Annotated in this window: 15 protein-coding genes and 1 rRNA gene; 10 read left to right on the top strand and 6 right to left on the bottom strand. The window is 48.5% G+C overall.

The window, feature by feature from the left end; all coding sequences use genetic code 11:
- The 4 genes from rrf to L2713_RS09545 form a co-directional block, all read left to right on the top strand.
- A 5S ribosomal RNA gene (rrf, locus tag L2713_RS09560) occupies positions 1-99 on the top strand; the annotation flags it as partial.
- Between the two features lie 646 nt (positions 100-745).
- Entirely contained in the window at positions 746-958 is a 213-nt protein-coding gene (locus L2713_RS09555; RefSeq protein WP_232015344.1) for an OadG family protein, read from the top strand.
- Between the two features lie 11 nt (positions 959-969).
- Positions 970-2,805, top strand: coding sequence for a sodium-extruding oxaloacetate decarboxylase subunit alpha (gene oadA / locus L2713_RS09550; protein WP_248967715.1), 1,836 nt, complete (start codon positions 970-972; stop codon positions 2,803-2,805).
- An 8-nt stretch (positions 2,806-2,813) separates the two neighbouring features.
- On the top strand, positions 2,814-3,944 hold the full coding sequence (locus L2713_RS09545) for a sodium ion-translocating decarboxylase subunit beta (protein ID WP_248967714.1): 1,131 nt from the start codon (positions 2,814-2,816) through the stop codon (positions 3,942-3,944).
- A 49-nt stretch (positions 3,945-3,993) separates the two neighbouring features.
- Here the strand turns inward: L2713_RS09545 and L2713_RS09540 are convergent, their stop codons facing one another.
- On the bottom strand, positions 3,994-4,161 hold the full coding sequence (locus L2713_RS09540) for a hypothetical protein (protein ID WP_011623730.1): 168 nt from the start codon (positions 4,159-4,161) through the stop codon (positions 3,994-3,996).
- A gap of 158 nt (positions 4,162-4,319) precedes the next feature.
- Positions 4,320-5,573 carry a dicarboxylate/amino acid:cation symporter gene (locus tag L2713_RS09535; protein ID WP_248967713.1) on the bottom strand — a complete coding sequence of 418 codons (1,254 nt, stop codon included), beginning with the start codon at positions 5,571-5,573 and terminating at the stop codon, positions 4,320-4,322.
- A 288-nt stretch (positions 5,574-5,861) separates the two neighbouring features.
- Here L2713_RS09535 and L2713_RS09530 point away from each other — a divergent pair, with 288 nt between their 5' ends.
- The 5 genes from L2713_RS09530 (at position 5,862) to L2713_RS09510 (ending at position 12,346) form a co-directional block, all read left to right on the top strand.
- Positions 5,862-6,287, top strand: a complete 426-nt coding sequence (locus tag L2713_RS09530) for a YqaA family protein (RefSeq protein ID WP_248967712.1) — start codon at positions 5,862-5,864, stop codon at positions 6,285-6,287.
- A gap of 141 nt (positions 6,288-6,428) precedes the next feature.
- Entirely contained in the window at positions 6,429-9,278 is a 2,850-nt protein-coding gene (locus L2713_RS09525) for a M16 family metallopeptidase (RefSeq protein ID WP_248967711.1), read from the top strand.
- Between the two features lie 183 nt (positions 9,279-9,461).
- Positions 9,462-11,111, top strand: a complete 1,650-nt coding sequence (gene gshA, locus L2713_RS09520) for a glutamate--cysteine ligase (protein ID WP_248967710.1) — start codon at positions 9,462-9,464, stop codon at positions 11,109-11,111.
- Complete coding sequence (locus tag L2713_RS09515) at positions 11,111-11,572, top strand: hypothetical protein (protein ID WP_248967709.1); 462 nt, start codon at positions 11,111-11,113, stop codon at positions 11,570-11,572. Before gshA ends, L2713_RS09515 begins: the two co-directional genes overlap by 1 nt.
- Before the next feature lie 156 nt (positions 11,573-11,728).
- Positions 11,729-12,346: a transglycosylase SLT domain-containing protein gene (locus L2713_RS09510; RefSeq protein WP_011626978.1), complete on the top strand. Its 618-nt coding sequence runs from the start codon at positions 11,729-11,731 to the stop codon at positions 12,344-12,346.
- A 47-nt stretch (positions 12,347-12,393) separates the two neighbouring features.
- Here the strand turns inward: L2713_RS09510 and L2713_RS09505 are convergent, their stop codons facing one another.
- The 4 genes from L2713_RS09505 to dauA all read right to left on the bottom strand — a co-directional run bounded on the left by L2713_RS09505 (position 12,394) and on the right by dauA (position 17,425).
- Entirely contained in the window at positions 12,394-13,656 is a 1,263-nt protein-coding gene (locus L2713_RS09505; protein ID WP_089067192.1) for a GGDEF domain-containing protein, read from the bottom strand.
- Between the two features lie 154 nt (positions 13,657-13,810).
- Complete coding sequence (gene purK, locus L2713_RS09500; RefSeq protein ID WP_248967708.1) at positions 13,811-14,908, bottom strand: 5-(carboxyamino)imidazole ribonucleotide synthase; 1,098 nt, start codon at positions 14,906-14,908, stop codon at positions 13,811-13,813.
- Positions 14,908-15,399: a 5-(carboxyamino)imidazole ribonucleotide mutase gene (gene purE / locus L2713_RS09495; protein ID WP_011626975.1), complete on the bottom strand. Its 492-nt coding sequence runs from the start codon at positions 15,397-15,399 to the stop codon at positions 14,908-14,910. The genes purK and purE overlap by 1 nt, the downstream gene beginning before the upstream one ends.
- Positions 15,400-15,658: 259 nt before the next feature.
- Positions 15,659-17,425, bottom strand: coding sequence for a C4-dicarboxylic acid transporter DauA (gene dauA / locus L2713_RS09490; RefSeq protein WP_248967707.1), 1,767 nt, complete (start codon positions 17,423-17,425; stop codon positions 15,659-15,661).
- 225 nt (positions 17,426-17,650) lie between these two features.
- On the opposite strand from dauA, the gene L2713_RS09485 reads away from it, so the two are divergent.
- On the top strand, positions 17,651-19,528 hold the full coding sequence (locus tag L2713_RS09485) for a vWA domain-containing protein (protein ID WP_248967706.1): 1,878 nt from the start codon (positions 17,651-17,653) through the stop codon (positions 19,526-19,528).
- Positions 19,529-19,539: the final 11 nt, after the last annotated feature.

Here is a 19,539-nt window from a genome sequence, read left to right as displayed (position 1 = left end):
TGTGGTCCCACCTGATCCCATCCCGAACTCAGAAGTGAAACGCAATCGCGCCGATGGTAGTGTGGGGTCTCCCCATGTGAGAGTAGGTCATCGCCAAGCGCCTAATTAAACGAAGAAGCCAGCTGAATAAGCTGGCTTTTTTGTTTTTCGTGTTTACCATTTCAGTTTCTGTATTCTTCATAAGCCTTCTTTAATTACTAACGTTATTACTCTACGGTCTAAGATGCAGCGTTAATGGAGAACGGCTGATTATCTTGTTTTCTAGACTTTTAAACCTGTGTTCTCATTATTCCTCTAAACACCTTCTTGGCAGCTTAATGCTTTAGCGCTGTATTTCGATGCTTCTTGGATTATGTCCTTACTTATAAGGCTCATCGTTCGATTTAAACTTGTACTCATTTAATAAGAGATTCAAGACCTCATTATCGTTAGATTGCACTTTCTGCTGCTGTTTACTCGGGCCTTAATCTTGAGAGCCAGTAACCCTTCTTTCCCCAATAAAAATATCTGCTTTGCTGTTTCATTAACGAATATTCATTTTATCGCTCGTTCACTAAGGATCCCTCAGACACTTATTGCCGATCTTATGTAAATTGGTCTTACCAATTTACAACCATAGATTGAGTTTGTTATCAATGAGGATGTTGTGAAGTTGTAAATATAGCACTTGATTGGGTTGAAAGCTGGAGGAGGTACTGACGTGAAAGGGGAGCTAACGCAGCAGCTATTAGATGCTGTTGGCATCATGTTATTGGGCATGGGGCTGGTGTATTTATTTTTAAGTGTATTGATATTAGGTGTGAATCTGGTTGCTAAGTGGTGCCGTGAAGAGCCTAAAGCAGCAGATCCGTTAAAGGTGAATGATGCGAGCTCTATCGGAGCTGCAAACACCTTAGATCCTAAATTGGTGGCTGCGATTAGCTTAGCCGTCCAGCAGTATCGTTCTCAGGCTAAATAATGGAGCGCCATATGAACCGAGTAAATTCGATTGTGGCGTCTAAGCCATTACAGTTAACCGATGTCGTCTTGAGGGATGCACATCAGTCTATTTTAGCGACGCGTTTACGCCTCGATGACATGCTTCCGATAGCACCTCTGCTCGATAAAGTGGGATTTTGGTCGCTCGAGTCTTGGGGCGGAGCGACTTTCGATGCCTGTATCCGTTATTTAGGTGAGGATCCTTGGGACAGGATCCGTGAGCTGAAAAAGTTAATGCCAAATACACCTCAACAAATGTTACTGCGCGGTCAAAACCTATTGGGTTATCGCCATTATGCCGATGATTTAGTGACACGTTTTGTCGAGCGTGCCCATGCCAATGGTGTCGATGTATTCCGTATCTTTGATGCGATGAATGATGTGCGTAACCTCGAGATGGCGGTAAAAGCGGTGCGTGACGTCGGTGGACATGCACAAGGCACAATTTCTTATACGACCAGCCCTGTTCATACGGTTGATACTTGGGTCGATATGGCAAAGCGCCTTGAGGACATGGGCTGCCATTCTCTGTGCATTAAAGACATGGCGGGCCTACTCAAGCCGATGGAAGCCTTTGAGCTGATCAGTCGCTTAAAATCACAAACTCAACTCATGCTCTCATTGCACTGCCACGCCACGACGGGGCTGAGTACCGCAACCTATCAAAAGGCGATAGAGGCGGGAATCGATGTACTCGATACTGCTATTTCCTCGATGAGCCAAACCTATGGCCATACGGCAACTGAAACCGTGGTTGCTATGGTGGCGGAGACCGAGCGTGAAACTCACTATGACCTTGTCTTACTTGAAGAGATTGCCGCTTATTTCCGAGAGGTGCGGAAAAAGTACGCCAAGTTTGAAGGGGCATTAAAAGGTATCGATTCGCGGATCCTTCGCGCTCAAGTCCCCGGTGGCATGTTGACGAATATGGAGAGTCAGCTCAAAGAACAAGGCGCGGCCGATAAGCTGGACGTTGTGCTGGAGGAGATCCCTCGGGTACGTCAGGATTTAGGTTTTCTGCCTTTGGTTACACCAACGTCGCAAATTGTTGGCTCGCAGGCCGTTATCAACGTACTGATGGGGCAAAGATATCAATCGTTGACCAAAGAGACTGAAGGCGTGTTAAGGGGCGAATATGGTGCTACTCCAGCCCCTGTTAATCCCGAGTTGCAGGCTCGAGTGCTTAACGGTGCGGCGGCGATCACTTGCCGTCCTGCAGATTTACTCGCACCCGAGTTGGACAAACTGCGTACGGAGTTATTATCAAAGGCGCAGGAGCAAGGGATTCGTCTCGTCTCAGAGAGCAAAGAAAAGTCTCAGGACGATGATTTACTCATCTATGCGCTCTTCCCGCAGATTGGTTTACAGTTTTTAAAACACCGTCACGATCCAACCGCCTTTGAGCCAAAACCAGAGCTTGCGCCAGTGTTACCTACTACACCGCGTGAGGCCGAAACTTATACTGTTACGGTTGAAGGGCAAACTTATGTGGTTGAGGTTGCCGAGGGCGGCGAAATTAGCCAGATCCAAGTTCAGGGACAAGCCGCACTGCCGCTTGGTCAAGCTTATCCTTCTCAGCCGAGCGCTGCGCCAGTGACTCAAACCAGTGAGGTGAAACTTAAGATGAGCGCGCCACTATCGGGCAATATCTTCAAAGTGCATGTCGGCATTGGTGACAAGGTGTGCGCCGGCGATGTTGTTATCATCCTAGAGGCCATGAAAATGGAGACCGAAATCCGCGCACAGGGGGATGGCATTATTACCCATCTCTTTGTGAAAGAAGGGGATTCGGTTGCCGTGGGTTCTCAATTACTGGCCTTAGCTTAGGAGTCGTTATGGATGGTTTACTGGCTTTCTGGGCCGAAACGGGCATAGCCCATTTTACTGCGGGGCAAGCCTTGATGATGGCTGTGGGCGCCTTGCTGTTATACCTTGCGATAGTGCGTGGCTTTGAGCCACTACTGTTGTTACCTATTGGTTTTGGCGCTGTGCTGGCGAATATTCCCAATGCGGGCTTTACCGAAGAGGGCGGTATGCTGTATTACGCCTACCATGTTGGGATTGAAACCGGGGTATTTCCGCTGCTGATCTTTATTGGGGTTGGCGCGCTGACAGATTTTAGTGCGCTGATTGCCAATCCAAAGACCTTGCTACTCGGCGCGGCGGCGCAGTTTGGGATTTTCGCAACCTTAATTGGGGCGATAGCGCTGAATCTGGTGCCAGGCTTTGAATTTACCATGCAGGATGCCGCAGCCATTGCCATTATCGGTGGCGCGGATGGACCAACGGCGATTTTCCTTGCCTCTAAGCTTGCGCCTGAGTTGTTGGGGGCGATTGCTGTGGCGGCCTATTCCTATATGGCGCTGGTGCCGATTATTCAGCCGCCGATCATGCGTTTACTCACGACCCAAGCCGAGCGTGAGATAAAGATGGAGCAGCTCAGGGAGGTGAGTAAGAAGGAGAAGATCATTTTCCCGCTGATGGTATTGGGCTTAACGATTTTATTCTTACCCGCAGCAACTCCTCTGGTTGGTATGTTTTGCCTTGGCAATCTAATGCGTGAGTCGGGTGTGGTAGATAGATTATCGAAAACGGCGCAAAACGAGCTGATCAATATCGTCACTATTTTCTTAGGCTTGGCCGTCGGTTCTAAACTTTCTGCAGAGCAGTTCTTACGCGTCGAAACCTTAGGGATCTTAGTTTTGGGCGCGTTGGCGTTCGGTATTGGTACTGCTGCAGGGGTGCTGATGGCAAAACTGATGTGCAAATTAACAGGCGGTAAGGTCAATCCATTAATTGGCGCGGCGGGCGTATCAGCTGTGCCAATGGCGGCAAGGGTGGTGAATAAGGTGGGATTAGAGGCTAATCATCATAACTTTTTGCTGATGCACGCTATGGGGCCAAACGTTGCTGGGGTGTTAGGCTCTGCGGTTGCGGCTGGGATTTTACTGGCTGTGCTTGGCTAAGCTGCGAATTTGGAGGCTAGAGCAAAGCCTATTGTGAACCAATAGGCTTTTAAGCCGTTAACCACAGGAGCAGCATAAGAAGCAAAATCACCGTGCCGCTGATGGCTATGATGTAGATAAAGCCACGTTTTCCTTGAGCCAGCGGTAAACCATTGGCTTTTAAAAACAGTATCCACAGCAAGCAAAGGATAAGCGGGAATAAAAATAGTTTAGTCATGCTTCATTCTACTTTTGGTAAATAAGTGAAGAGTTTAACAGCTTGTTTGGTCGAAAGTCATGGACGTTTTATTCGCAATAAGTGAAATACGGATAATAAAAAAGACCGCATTTGCGGTCTTTTTATTGGATAAATCTTTCATGATTTACCCTGAGTGATTAATTATCGGCAATCGCAGTCGTTTGAGTCTCATTGCTGTAGAACTGATCAACATCAAGCTCATTTTCAGATTTGCCAATCACCACGGCGGTCATCATATCACCTGTGACGTTGGTCGCGGTGCGGATCATATCGATAATACGGTCGATGGCGGCAATAAAGGCGATACCTTCTAGGGGTAAACCAATCACGCCTAAGGTAACAGTTAACATCACCATAGCGCTGCCAGGCACGCCAGCGGTTCCGACTGAGGCCACAGTGGCTGTAACGGCAATCATCACATAATCTAAGGTATCGAGTGGAATACCGTAAATTTGAGCGATAAAAATCGCGGCAATCGCAGGGTAGATACCACCACAGCCGTCCATGTTCATGGTGGCGCCAAGCGGCATAACGAAGGCGCTATAACGCTTTGAAACACCCATAGTCTCAACCGCTCTGGTACTTGCAGGCAGAGTGCCGAAACTTGAAGAGGTACTAAAAGCCACTAATTGCGCCGGCATGGCCTTACGGAAAAATTGCACAGGGCTCAAGCCCGCGGCAAATTTCACCAGTCCGCCGTAGACAAAAATCATATGGATAAGGGCGGCAATATAGATAGCGGCGATAAACTTACCTAGAGGTAATAGGGTCGATAAACCATATTCACCGACCACCCAAGCCATTAAACCAAACACGCCGATAGGGGTGAGTTTGAGCACCATGCGTGTCAGTTGGAACATGACTTCAGCACCCGCTTCGATGGTGCGTTTTAGTGGCTCGGCTTTCTCGCCAACTTTGTTGATGGCGATCCCGACTAACGCAGCAAATACAATGATCTGCAGTACTTTTCCATCCGCCAGTGAGGCAAAGGGATTGACTGGGATCATATCGAGCAGCACCTGCGCAAATCCTGGAATATTGCGCTCACGCACTTCCGTGGTGGCCAGTTGCATTGTGCCGCCCATATCGATAAGCGAGCCAACCGCTAAGCCAATCAGTGAGGCAACAGTGCCAGTCAGCATAAACATGCCTAAGGTCTTAAGACTTAAGCGTTTGAGATTCGTTTGAGAGCCGAGCGAGGTGATACTGACCACAATCGCACAGAAGACCAATGGGGCAACCAGCATCTTAATGGCGCTGATAAACAAATCGCCAAGCGGTTTAAGCACAGTGGCGGTTTCACCTAAAAGTACGCCAACGAGCGCACCTAAAATAAAGCCGGCGAGGACTTTTTGCCAAAAAGGAATGCGGCTAATGGTTTGAAGAATCATGCGTTTTCCAAAAAATATATCATTACAAGCCCATGGACCTGAGATGCTAGTATGAGTATCCACTTGAAGTGAGTGAACTTATACCAAGCGACGAGTCAGGTACAGGACATTTTTTGCCATTAAAGGCATTGTATCGGCTGTGATAGGGTTATAACAAACCGATTTTCTTATAACTTATTGTGATAAATGAGTTTGTTGTGAAATGGTTAGTCGCTACATCCTTTTAACGCTGTGGTAGTTCTCTGTTCGAGATCGTGAAAGAGCTGTAATTTCATAGAGTAAGCTTTTATGTCTGAATTAAGCATGATGTTTTCTGGGGCTTTTTTAGCCGCGACCTTGTTACCGGGAGGATCAGAAGTTTTACTGATTGCGTTGCTGAATAAAGCGCCGCAAGCTTGGGTTGCATTAGTGGTGGTGGCCAGTGTCGGCAATACCTTTGGGGCGATGACGAGTTTTTATCTAGGGCGTATTGGCCGGTTTGCAAAGTCCCCCGAGGCCCTAAGTGAGGGAAAGCATGCCAAAGCCTTAGCCCTTATTGAGCGTTACGGTGTTTGGTCGTTATTGTTGTCGTGGGCGCCAGTGATTGGCGACCTATTATGTTTATTGGCGGGATGGTTAAAGCTTAGGGCGTGCCCCGCATTAGTGATGATTTTGATCGGCAAAACCCTGCGTTACCTTATCGTGGCGGCCGCCACATTGCATTGGTTTAGTTAGTTTTTACACTCGTTGTTCGGTTAAAGGATGATAACGCTGCAAAGGAAGTCCTTGTATTGCTTGGAACTTTGTAGGGCTTAATGAGTCTGAACTCATTATTGATACCGAGCATTCTACAGGGGCTAATTTTTTAGCCTATTGATGTATAAGGGGAATACCTTGAAAAAATGGATATTAGCGGTTGCAATTTCTGCCGCACTCGCAGGTTGTGCCAGCCAAACCTCAACCCAATTACCCGCGGGCGTAAAGTTAATTGAAAATGTGCAACTGAAGGACTCTGAAGTCGGTATTCCCTTTAAAAAATATCAGCTTGCCAATGGTCTAACGGTTATTCTGCATCAAGATCATTCCGATCCCTTAGTGCATGTCGATGTGACTTATCACGTCGGCTCGGCTAGAGAACTGGCAGGCCGTTCAGGATTCGCCCATTTATTCGAACATATGATGTTCCAGGGCTCTGAGCACGTCGCCGATGAGCAACATTTTGAGGTGGTAACCGAGGCTGGGGGGACGCTGAACGGCTCAACCAATACCGACAGAACGAACTACTTTGAGACTGTCCCTAGCAACCAGCTCGAAAAAATGCTGTGGCTCGAGTCTGACCGCATGGGCTTTTTGTTGCCGGCGCTAACCAGCGAAAAGTTTGAAGTACAGCGCGAGACGGTGAAAAACGAGCGTGCTCAACGCATTGATAATCAACCCTATGGCCGAATGAGCGAGCGCTTTAACCAGGCGATGTTCCCGGTCGGTCATCCGTATTCTTGGCCTGTGATCGGCTGGCCAGAGGATCTTAACCGCGCCACAGTGGATGATGTGAAACACTTTTTCCAGCGTTGGTACGGCCCGAATAACGCCACACTGACCATTGGCGGCGATTTTGATGAACTACAAGCCTTAGCCTGGGTAAACAAATACTTTGGCGAAATCCCCCGTGGCCCCGAGGTTCAACCTGAGCCTAAGACCTTAGTTACGCTCGATAAGACGCGCTATATCTCGATGGAAGATAACGTGCATCTGCCGCTGATCCGTATCGGCTTTCCGACTGTGTATGCCAGCCATCCCGATGAAGCCGCGCTGGACTTATTAGCCAATATCCTCGGTGGCGGTAAAACCTCACTCGTGTACAAAAACTTGGTGAAGGATGGTTATGCCGTGCAGGCAAGCGTGAGCCAACCCTGCCAAGAGTTAGCCTGCCAGATGTCAATTTATGCCTTAGCCAATCCGCAAAAGGGCGCGACTTTAGCCGAACTTGAACAGCGCATTCTCGACTCGATTAATGAGTTTGAGCAGCGCGGCGTCACCGACGATGACCTGCAAAAAGTGAAAGTGCAGTTTGAGGCCGATACCATTTTTGGCCTGCAGAGCGTAAAAGGCAAAGTGTCTATGCTTGCCTTGAATCAAACCATGTTTGGTGAGCCGAATAAGATTGGAGTAGACCTTGCGCGCTATGCCAATGTGACCAAAGACGATGTAATGCGGGTATTTAAAAAGTACATCAAAGACAAGCCCATGGTGGTGATGAGTGTGGTACCGCAGGGAATGACGGCTTTAGTCGCTCATCCGGATAACTTCACCCCTCAAACCTTGCCCGTGGCGGATACGGCTGTAGAGGGCGATTTACCCGTCGCTAAGTTGGTGTCAAGTTTCGACCGCTCAACAATGCCAGCCTCGGGCGCAGCACCCGTGCTTAAAGTCCCGACAATTTGGACCACTAAGTTAGCAAATGGCATCGAAGTGATGGGCACTCAAAGCAGTGAAACCCCGACTGTGGAGTTAGTGATTTATCTTAACGGCGGGCACAGATTAGTGCCCGTTGAAAAGGCTGGCCTAGCAAGCTTAACCGCTGAGATGCTGAATGAGTCGACTCAAAAGCGCTCAACAGAGCAATTGTCGCAGGCGCTTGAGATGCTCGGCAGTACGGTGGACTTTAGTGCCTCCGAATCCCAAAGCACGATTAAGGTGTCGGCGCTCACCGAGCACTTGGATGAAACCTTAGCCATATTGGAAGAAAAGCTGTTCCAGCCTGCGTTTAACGAGGCCGACTTTGCGCGGGTGAAGCAGCAACAGTTGCAGCAAATTCAGCATATGCAGTCAGACCCAGGCTATGTCGCTAACTCTGCGCTGTATAGCTTGCTTTATGGCAAGAATAACACTCAAGGCGTCAGCGATGCAGGGACCTTAGATTCCGTTGCCGCGCTGACACTTGCGGATGTGAAGGCGTTTTACGTTGAGCAGTACCGTGGTGCGAACGCTAAAATCATTACGGTAGCGAATCTGCCTGAAAGTGCATTGCTACCCAAACTTGCTGGATTGAGTCAATGGCAAGGTGAGGCGAGTAGATTGCCTCCACTCAAGTCATTCCCTGCGCTGAAGGGCGGGACTATCTATCTGATCGATAAACCGGGCGCCGCGCAGTCGGTGATTAACATTGCCAAACGTGCCTTACCCTATGATGCAACAGGTAATTATTTCAAATCTTACCTGATGAACTATCCGCTAGGTGGCGCCTTCAATAGCCGTATTAACCTCAATTTACGTGAGAACAAGGGGTATACCTATGGGGCTCGCAGCTCATTTACTGGTGGCGTCGAAGTCGGTGATTTTGTGGCCTCGAGTGATGTGCGTACCGATGTGACTGCCAAGGCGGTAAATGAATTTATCAAAGAGATCAAAGCCTATCAGCAGAATGGGATGACGGACACTGAGCTCGGCTTTATGCGTAACTCGGTTTCCCAAGGACAAGCTTTGGATTATGAGACGCCTTATCAGAAGGCGGGCTTTATGCGGATGATCCAGCGTTACCAGCTGAGCCAAGATTTTACTACCGAGCAGGACAAAATTATAAATACTGTAACAAAAGATGAACTCAATGCCCTCGCGGCTTCCGAGCTAGATATCTCGAAAATGATCATCTTAGTGGTGGGAGATAAGGCGAAAATTGAAGCGGATTTAGCAACTTTAGGCTATCCAATTGAAACTTTAGTATTGTAAATTAGCTTTTCGACCCAATATAAATTGCAGACAAGCTAATTGTGCAGCACAACCTCGCTGCCAGTCTAAAGTATTAACGAGTAAGACGGTGACAGCATTAGCTGTCACCGTCTGCGTTTTATCGCAGAAGAATGTAATTAGGCTTGCTCCACGGACAGGTTTAGATTTATTTTGAGGCGTATTTTGAAAGATAAGCCTCAAAATAAAGGTCTGACTGTTAACCTTGTCGCGATAGCGAATCACCAATCAGAGAAGCGCAAATTGAAGCCATTCAATGAATTAGTACAACATTTCTCGGACGCTCAAGGGCGTGCCGCACTCCTTGGCATGTTACGTGGAATTGAGCGTGAAGCGCTACGTATCGACGAGTCAGGCTACCTTGCGTTAGATGGTCATCCATTAGAGCTCGGCTCGGCATTAACGCATTCGCGCATTACGACAGATTACAGTGAAGCACTGCTTGAATTTATCACGCCGGTAAACAATCACGTTGGCCCCCTATTGCAAGGACTCACCGAGACCCATGCCTTTAGCGTGCGTCATTTGCATGGTCAGCGCCTGTGGCCCGTGAGCATGCCATGTTACGTGAAGGATGAGCAGAATATTCCGGTCGCCCGTTATGGCAGTTCTAACACAGGCAAGATGAAAACCTTGTATCGCAAGGGCTTAACCTACCGTTATGGCGCTCTGATGCAGATCATCTCTGGGGTGCATTTTAACTTCTCGGTATCGCAGGAGCTGTGGCAAAGCCTCTATGAGTTGAGTGATAAAAGCGTGAGCTTTGAGGATTTTATCTCCGAATCTTACTTTGGTCTCATTCGCAATTACCGCCGTTTAGTCTGGGTGTTACCTTATCTGTTTGGCGCATCGCCTGCGCTGTGTAGCTCGTTTATTAAGGGGCAGAAGACCGATTTACGCTTTGAAAAATCGGGTCGCGGCACCTTGTATTTACCCTATGCGACTTCGTTGCGAATGAGCGATCTGGGTTACACCAATAAAGAGCAGGAAGATCTCAATATCAGCTATAACTCCCTGCCTGAGTATCTGGCTGGGGTGAGCGCCGCGATTAAGATGCCATCGGCCAACTTTGCCAATATTGGGGTGAAGGTGGATGGTGAATATCGCCAGCTCAATGCCAATGTGCTGCAAATTGAAAATGAATTTTACTCGCCTATCCGTGCGAAGCGCGTCACCAAAAGCGGTGAGAAGCCCTCTGAAGCCCTTGCCCGTGCGGGGGTTGAATATATTGAGGTGCGTGCATTAGATGTAAATCCCTTCAGCCCGATTGGGATTGAAGAGAACCAAGTGCGTTTCCTCGACTTGTTCTTACTCTATTGCTTACTAACCGAGTCGCCTAAGTCCGATGCGGCAGAAGAAGCCCGTTTAAGTGCTAACTTAAAATCTGTCGTGCTTGAAGGCCGTAAGCCAGGGCTTGAGTTATTAACCGAGACAGGTACACGCTCACTGCAAACGTGGCTTTTGGATCTGTTTGAGCATTTGGATTCATTGGCTAAGTTACTCGATGGCGATAAACAGGATTACCAAGCGGCATTAGCCCATTGGCGTGAAGCCGTGAATGACCCACAAAAGACCTTGTCTGGGCAAGTCATCCAGCAATTAATCACCAAAGGCCAAGACCATGGACAATGGGTGATGTCACTGGCGCAGCAATATCACCAATATTTTATGGATTACCCCTTATCAGCCGAGGTTGTCAGCGATTATCAAGCCGAGGCGCAAGCATCGCTTAATAAGCAAGCAGACATCGAAGCGGCGCAAAGTGCGGTATCCTTTGATGATTATCTGACGGACTATTTCGGGACTTCATCCTAATGAGTCACTATTTAACCGGGCACAAACTTACACTGGCTGCCAGTCTACTAGGGCTCACGGCATTCTTGTCAGGTTGCGCCTCCTCGCCTGAAGATGACTTAAGTTGCGGGACTGTGTCTGGGTATTTACAGCCCGATGCCAGCACCCATTGGTATCGCGTGGTGGTGACCCATCTCAATGGTAAGCCTGTGGTATCTAAACCTAATTATCAATTGGCGCCTGGGGAATATGAGTTCACGGTCGCCGAGTTGATTGATGCACCTTCTTTGGGCGTATCCCTCAGTGCGCGCACTCCTAAAACCTTTAAGTTAAAGGTTGAAGGACATCAGCGTTACCATATTGGCGCCTTATTCCACACGGATAAGCGCTATATGGGGAAAGATACCAACTATTGGGAACCCGGTGTGTGGCAGCAAGAAAACCATGAATGTCAGTTTGATCTTAGCCCTGAAACAAAATAATCAGATTTAACAACGGATTGTCATTTCTGTTAATGAGTTTGACCTGATAATAGGCGCTAAGGTGATCTTAGCGCCAAAAACAGGATTGGCGCTTTGCCTCACCCTATGACTGTGCGATGATGGGCCAGTTTTATTTCTTGGGAGAACAAGCGATTAATGAAATGGCTTTCGACAACTCTGTTATGTGCATCCATAGGTTTTCTCTCTGGCTGCGCCACTTCTCCGCCTAAATCTCCCGATAACCTTTGCGATATTTTTCAAGAGCATCGTTCATGGTACGAAGCCGCTAAGGACACCCGTGATAAATGGGGCGTGCCTGTGCATGTGCCGCTGGCGATGATGTATCAAGAAAGCTCCTTCAAGCATAATGCCGCGCCGCCAATGGAGTATTTTTTAGGGTTTATTCCCATCGGGCGAGCCAGTGATGCCTATGGCTATGCGCAGGCAAAAACCATGACCTGGGATGATTATGTTCGTGAAACGGGAAACAGTTGGTCTTCGCGGAGTAATTTTGATGATGCCATGGATTTTATGGGTTGGTTTATTTACAAGACCAATAAAATTAATGGGGTGTCCAAGTGGGATGCGAGGGCGCAATACCTCAACTACCACGAAGGATGGGGTGGCTATCGCCGTGGGACTTATAAATCTAAGGCGTGGCTGGTCAAAGTTGCGGCTAAGGTGGATGACAGGGCTAAGCGTTATGCGGCCCAGTATAAAACCTGTCAGGAGGATTTAGATTCTTCTTGGCTATGGCGCTTATTCTTCGGGTAGCCTAAATCCATTTGTGGAGCTTATCGCGGATAGGCTCCTTGCTAAACTCATTGCGTCAGTTGGTTATTGGCCGCAATCGCTTCGAGTGCTTTTATCGCTTTTTTCTTACCGCGTTTTTGCTCATACATTGCATTATCCGCCTGTTTGAAAGACTTGGCCCAATCATTGTCATAGGCCGACATGCCCACGCTGAAGTTTAGATTGAGCGACGACTCTTGGTGCAGCTTGAGGCGCATGGCATCAAGGTCATTTTCGAGCTGCTCTAGCGGGCCATGGCAGAGGGCAACAAACTCATCACCCCCAAAGCGTGAGATGATGCCTTTATGCTTCCAAAAGCCGAGGATAGTCTTAGCCACTTGCTTTATCGCTAAATCGCCGACTTGGTGCCCCTGTTGGTCATTAATGCTCTTGAGATTATCCATATCGATAATCACCAAATAACTGCCTAAGTGTGCCTTGGGTTGCCAATGCAGTAGGGCATCTTCAAAATTTTTGCGGTTATAGAGTCCAGTGAGATTGTCGAAATTCGCCAATTTGGTGATTTGCAGTGACTTTTGATACAAGGCAATCGCATTGCTGGCTTCATGGGTGAGAATGGAGACCAGATTACGGTCGTAGTCGCTAAATGCGCCTACGCTACTGCTATCGAGATTAAGCATGCCGTAGAGTTTGCCGTCGATGCGTATCGGGCTGGACAGCGTCGAGCGGATAGGATGTTTGGCAGCCGTGAGTAAGATGTGCTGTTCTTCGGTTGTGAGCGTGCTGGCGGCATTGATGTTCTTCATATCATCGACTACCACCACGCGATCGCATTTCCCCTTAGTGAGTCGATATTCGAAGGATTGCTCGAGGGAAAAATTCAATTGCTTGAGCATGTTAAGGTCGAGTCCCACCACGGATTCGAAATGCAGCCTATGGGTCTCTTCGTTGACTTTGATGATGCTGCCCATTTCTGCACCGTTAATGATACAGACGGCTTTATTGAGCAGCGCGTCGAGAAACGCATGCTCATTTTTATATTGGCTCGACAGGTGGGCAAGTTCATAAATAGCATCGTTAATACTGACGACCTGCTCTAAGTGTTGCCATAACCGCATTAAGCGGCCCTGGTGAAGATAATAAATAAGGCTGTAGGCAATCACATAGATAAGACAGACAAACAGCAGGGGGAGGATAGTCCAGCCTTCGGTGGGGGCATTAAACACAAATAATAAGACGAATAGCACTATCGGCACTATCAAGAGCAATAGATGATAACGATAGTCCAAGCGGTCTATGGTTTTACGTTTAAAATTATCCCTTAATTTCACTCGGCAGTTCCCTTATTCGTGCTCCGGTTAGTCTGTTTTAATCACTCGGTCACTAACTCATTCACGTTGAGTTTGGATAAGTATATAACGAAGATGGAGAAATCAACTGATAAGAGCACAAATATGTACTCTTATCAGTGATCTGTGCGCTCAATTAGGCTTTAGCAAACTCAGCTAAAATCCACGCGAGGGGCGCTTGGTATTGGCTTGGCATCCAAGTTTGCAGCGCGCTAATGCTGTCTTTTAACACGGCAGTATTCGGCACAGAAAGGTTTAAATGCCCGACTTTACGGCCAGGACGAACCTCTTTGTTGTACCAATACAGTTCGGCATTGGGCAGGCTTAACCAGCGGGGATCGTTTTCGATACCAATCAGGTTGACCATCACGCATTGAAAGTTCACCTGTGGCTGCGGAATCGCAATACCGCACAGGGCTCTTAAATGCAGTTGGAATTGATCCATATGGGTACCCGCTTGGGTCCAATGGCCTGAGTTGTGCACCCGCGGCGCTAACTCGTTAACCAGCAGCTTATCGCCCACTCGGAAACATTCCATCGCCATCACGCCGACATATTCTAGCTCATGCATAATAGCACTCAGCATGCCTTCCGCTTGCGCTTGCAGGTGATTCAGACGAGTCAGTGGCGAAATTGAGGCCATCAAAATGCCATCTTGGTGCAGGTTGAGTGTTAATGGATAAAACACGCATTGACCTTCACGGGTACGTACGCCGACTAAGGAGACTTCTTCATCGAAGTTAATTGCTTGCTCGGCAATGGCCAAGTTACGCCAATCTTGGGGGATCTCTCCCGCTTCGGCTTGTTTTAGCCAATGTTGGCCCTTACCGTCGTAGCCACCCGTACGGCGCTTCATCAGCACGCGAGGACCAAAGGCTTGGTATAGGTTTTCGACGTTGGTCTTATCATCGACGAGTGTCCAAGGCGCGGTTGGGACTTGGATCTGATCGAGTAAGCTTTTTTGGCTGTAACGGTCGGCCAAACGGCTAAATACTGGGCCGTTAACAAAATGCGGATGGGTGCTGAGTTGTAAGCTTAGGGCGGATTCAGGCCACTGCTCGCGTTCAGCGGTGATGATATCGTGAGGTGCCAGCGGCAGGATTTCATCGGTGGGCGTCATGATATCGACGGCGCGAACATCAATCGCCAGAGGTTCGCCCGCATGGGTCAGCATGGCGCCAAGCTGGCCATTACCTAATACCCAAACCTTAGGTTTTGAACTTGCTTGAGTCATTAGGCTTCCCTCGGATCGGGATTGTCCAGCACTGCGCGGGTTTGTTCTTCTCTAAAGGCTTCTAAACGTGCGGCAAGTTCAGCATCGTTATTCGCAAGAATTTGGCAGGCGAGTAGTCCGGCGTTAAAGGCTCCAGCGGTTCCGATGGCCAGTGTGCCAACGGCAATGCCTTTTGGCATCTGTACGATAGACAGTAAGCTATCCATGCCCGACAGCGCTTTGCTTTGTACTGGTACACCTAATACGGGTAAGCGAGTTTTTGAGGCAATCATACCGGGTAAGTGAGCAGCACCGCCCGCACCACCGATAATAATTTTAAAACCACGGTCAGCGGCACCGGCTGCAAACTCCATCAGTTTATCTGGCGTTCTATGGGCAGATACGACTTCAACATGGTAAGGCACTTGCAGTTTATCCATGATCTCAGCGGCGGCTTCCATTGTGGGCCAATCACTCTTAGAACCCATAACAACAGCAACAAGGGCTTGCATGATAACTCCTTAACTCACTAATTTTAATTATATTTCGACCTTGTATCAGGTCTGGGTACAGTCGATGTCCGCAACCCCTGTCAGAGCCGGGAGCATCATGGCGCAGAATAATAGCATGTAAAGCCTGATTTCTGACGTTTTTTGCGCGTAAAAATAGCGCTTTTAGCGTGGATAAAGTGTTCGCTGAATGGGCTTAACGTCGCGGTCATCCACAAAGACCGATAAGGGGCTTTGGGGATGAGGTACAAAATCGTTAATCCTAAATGTTAGTTGTCTCTGCCGCGCTTGATTCGCAGGTCTGTTCTGGCAGCGGTGCCTCCGCCAACGCTTCGCGCAGAGTGGGATAAAACTTCAATACCCCTTCAATCGGCTGCACTTTAGCTCTCGCAAGGGTACGAATGGGCTGGAACTGCAAATCCGCCACAATCAATTTAGTGTGGTTAAGTTTACACTTATCGATGAGTTTATTGAGCGCCGACAAACCGCCCGCATCGAGAATGGACACCCCATCTAAGTAAAGCACTATCACTTGTTTGTCTTGGGTGAGGCTCGCTATCTCGGCAAAAATCCGATCCGCCGCGGCAAAGAATAATGGTCCGTTAATCTTTATCACCGCCCAGTCAGCGGGAAGTGGTTGATCAACATAGCGTTTATTGGTGCTGATATCATAGAGCTTGGTCATCTCGGCTATTTCTTTCATAAACAGCAGAGCGGCTAAGATAATGCCCACGCTGATGGCGATCACCATATCGAAGATCACCGTTAAGGAGAAACAGCTTAAAAACACTAAGATATCGCTGGTGGGCGCCGTTTTAAGTAAATGCACCGCTTTGGGGGCTTCACTCATATTCCAAGCCACTACCAGTAATAATGCGGCCATGGCCGACATGGGTAAATAGGCGAGTACTCCTGCGAGCGCGACTAACCCTATTAACACCACAAGAGCGTGGAGCATCGATGCTATCGGGCTCTGGGCGCCTGCCTTAACGTTTGCCGCGCTGCGCGCAATGGCGGCTGTTGCCGGGATACCGCCAAAGAAGGGGGTAATAATATTACCTATGCCTTGGCCGAGAAGTTCGCTGTTTGCGCTGTGGCGTTTGCCTGTCATGCCATCAAGCACTACTGCACACAGTAGCGATTCAATCGCGCCTAGCATGGCAATCGCAAAGGCGGCGGGAAGTAATGCTTGAAAGGTCGCCAGATTAAATTCAAAGGCTTGACCGTTGGCGCCAGTTTGTAACCAAGGCCATTCAAAGTGGGGGAGAACCGCGGGGATCCCTGTGCCGACACTGCCGTCGCTTAATTGATAATGAAAGCGTGTCCCTATGGTTTCAATCTCTGCGCCCATGGCATTTAGCACTAGAGCGAGAATACTGCCTAGGGCGATTGCGGGCAGATGAGCTGGTACTGGGATCTTCAATTTAGGCCAAAGTAGCATAGTGGCTAAGGTGGCACTGGCGACGAATAAGCTTGGCAAGTGAAGGCTGGGTAATGCCTGACCTAAGGCCATGAGTTTGGCAAAATACTGCTCTGGCATGTGTTCTATATGCAGGCCAAAGAAGTCTTTTAGCTGCAAGGTTGCAATCACCACCCCGATCCCCGCGGTAAAGCCTAAGGTGACGGATTCTGGAATGTAGAGGATCAATCTGCCGAGCCTTAACATCGCCATGGCAACTAACATCATGCCTGACATCACTGTGGCAATGAGCAGCCCCGCCAAACCAAATTGCTGGGCGATGGGATAGAGTAATACCACGAAGGCGGCCGTTGGCCCTGACACGCTATAACGGGAGCCGCCCGTCATCGCAATGATAAAACCACCGACAATGGCGGTGTATAGGCCATATTGTGGTGCGACGCCGCTGGCAATCGCTAGTGCCATTGCGAGCGGAATGGCAATAATCCCGACGGTGAGTCCCGCCAGCAGATCTTGTCCAAAACGCTTAACCGAATACTTATCTTTTACGCACGCCTCGCTAAGGGCGTGGGCAATTCTTAATGAAAATAAATGAGCAGAGTGTGACACGTGTGGGTCCATAAACGCGGCTTGTTACAAGGCTCTATTTTAGAGTCCAGAAAAATGTCCTTGTGTGATCATAGTTGCAAAAGGCGGTTAAATGTCTTTGTTTTTAATAAATACTGTGCTTGGTAAAGTGAATGTGACAATTTCTCTCTCCAAATAACCCTTTTGTGCCGGGTCTGCGTTTATAGAGATATCAACCATTGAGAACACTTTGATTAGGCCACTATCATGAGATATCCATCTTCAGTCTTTCACCACAGAACGCATTTAAGCTTTGTTGTTTCGGGATTAACACTCGCCGTATTACTTGGTTTGAGTGGTTGCAGTGATAAAACCCCGGAGCAGCAAAAGCGTGCTGAATTAGCCGCTCAAGCAAAACTCGCCGCAGAGCAACAGGCAGAGCTTGATGAAAAAGCTGAGCTTAATGAAAGGACCGAGCGTCAGGCCAATATGCAGCGGGATGCCGCTATCGCCATGCATGAGCAAGTCTCGTCAGCAAAACTGCGGACAATGAGTGCTGAGAGTCGAGCCTATATCGCTCAACCTGCGGCCAGTATCAGTGCGGCGCCCGCGTTCAACGGCGATTGGCCAGGGGCTGTGCCACCGGAGCGCAATCGATTTGAGAAACAAGTGCAAAACGGCATCATGGTTGCGGGGGAGATCCCGGTTTCCACCTTTGCTATCGATGTTGATACCGGTAGTTACACGACCTTAAGACGAATGTTGAAGGAAGGTCGATTACCACAGAAGGATACGCTGCGGGTTGAGGAAATGCTGAATTATTTTTCCTATGACTATCCACTGCCGGGGAAAAATGAGGCGCCATTTAGTGTTACCACTGAGCTTGCACCATCGCCCTATAACGATGACATGATGTTACTTCGCATCGGTTTGAAAGGCTATGAGCAGAGTAAAGCCGAACTCGGCGCCAGTAACTTAGTGTTTCTGCTGGATGTGTCAGGGTCAATGGCATCGCCAGATAAGTTACCTCTATTGCAAACTGCCTGGAAAATGCTGACTCAGCAACTTGATGCTCAGGATAAGGTATCGATTGTCGTCTATGCTGGCGCCGCTGGAGTCGTGTTAGATGGCGCGGCAGGTAACGACAGCCAAACCCTTAACTATGCGTTAGAGCAGCTCAGTGCGGGTGGTTCTACCAATGGGGCGCAGGGGATTCAGCTTGCCTATCAGCTTGCGAAAAAGCACTTTGTTGAAGGCGGCATTAATCGAGCCATTCTCGCGACAGACGGTGACTTTAATGTCGGCACGACCAACCTCGATGAATTAATCGATTTGGTTAGCGAGCAGAAACAACAGGGCATTGGGCTAACGACGCTCGGCTTTGGTATGGGCGATTACAATGACCATCTGATGGAGCAATTGGCCGATAAGGGCAACGGACAATACGCCTACATTGATTCTATCAATGAGGCGAGAAAAGTGCTGGTGGAACAGTTAAGTGCAACTTTACTCACCATAGCAAAAGAGGTGAAAGTGCAGGTCGAGTTTAATCCTGCTCTTGTGGCCGAATACCGTCTTATCGGTTATGAGAACCGCGCCTTAGCGCGTGAAGATTTTAATAACGACAAGGTGGATGCGGGCGAAATAGGCGCTGGGCATACGGTCACGGCACTTTACGAGCTGCGTTATGTTGATGCGGGTAATTTGGCTAATGATCAACTTCGCTATGGCTATAATCCCAAGACTGGCAATGAAAAATATAGCCGCGATGAAATCGCCTATCTTAAATTACGTTATCAGCTACCGGATGCGACTCAAAGCCAGTTACTGAGTTATCCAATCCGTGCCGACCAAAGGGTAAACTCATTAGCACTGGCGAGTGATGATTTTCGTTTTGCCGCTGCAGTGGCAGGATTAGGACAGTTGCTGAATCAAAGCCACTATTTGCATCAATTTGATTATAATAAGCTTAGTGCGCTCACACGTTCTGCGCTGGGGGACGATACCAGTGGCTACCGACATGAATTTATGCAACTTGTCGATACCGCTGCAATGCTTGCACAAACACAGCGAGTGCCAATCAAAAAATCCTTTGATGCCGGAGATAAACCTTTCCCGCCCGAGGATAAACCGCATCAACAATGAGCCAAATTATT

Source organism: Shewanella seohaensis, assembly GCF_023283775.1.
GTDB classification, from domain to species: domain Bacteria; phylum Pseudomonadota; class Gammaproteobacteria; order Enterobacterales; family Shewanellaceae; genus Shewanella; species Shewanella seohaensis.
Note: the sequence above shows the minus strand (reverse complement) of the source record. Positions and strands in the feature narration are given on the sequence as shown.

Bases quoted from the DNA above. Each gene is read 5' to 3' on its own strand.
- L2713_RS09555 (WP_232015344.1), top strand. From the start codon at position 746: ATGTTATTGGGCATGGGGCTGGTGTATTTATTTTTAAGTGTATTGATA.
- oadA (WP_248967715.1), top strand. From the start codon at position 970: ATGAACCGAGTAAATTCGATTGTGGCGTCTAAGCCATTACAGTTAACC.
- L2713_RS09545 (WP_248967714.1), top strand. From the start codon at position 2,814: ATGGATGGTTTACTGGCTTTCTGGGCCGAAACGGGCATAGCCCATTTT.
- L2713_RS09540 (WP_011623730.1), bottom strand. From the start codon at position 4,161: ATGACTAAACTATTTTTATTCCCGCTTATCCTTTGCTTGCTGTGGATA.
- L2713_RS09535 (WP_248967713.1), bottom strand. From the start codon at position 5,573: ATGATTCTTCAAACCATTAGCCGCATTCCTTTTTGGCAAAAAGTCCTC.
- L2713_RS09530 (WP_248967712.1), top strand. From the start codon at position 5,862: ATGTCTGAATTAAGCATGATGTTTTCTGGGGCTTTTTTAGCCGCGACC.
- L2713_RS09525 (WP_248967711.1), top strand. From the start codon at position 6,429: ATGTATAAGGGGAATACCTTGAAAAAATGGATATTAGCGGTTGCAATT.
- L2713_RS09515 (WP_248967709.1), top strand. From the start codon at position 11,111: ATGAGTCACTATTTAACCGGGCACAAACTTACACTGGCTGCCAGTCTA.
- L2713_RS09510 (WP_011626978.1), top strand. From the start codon at position 11,729: ATGAAATGGCTTTCGACAACTCTGTTATGTGCATCCATAGGTTTTCTC.
- purK (WP_248967708.1), bottom strand. From the start codon at position 14,908: ATGACTCAAGCAAGTTCAAAACCTAAGGTTTGGGTATTAGGTAATGGC.
- purE (WP_011626975.1), bottom strand. From the start codon at position 15,399: ATGCAAGCCCTTGTTGCTGTTGTTATGGGTTCTAAGAGTGATTGGCCC.
- L2713_RS09485 (WP_248967706.1), top strand. From the start codon at position 17,651: ATGAGATATCCATCTTCAGTCTTTCACCACAGAACGCATTTAAGCTTT.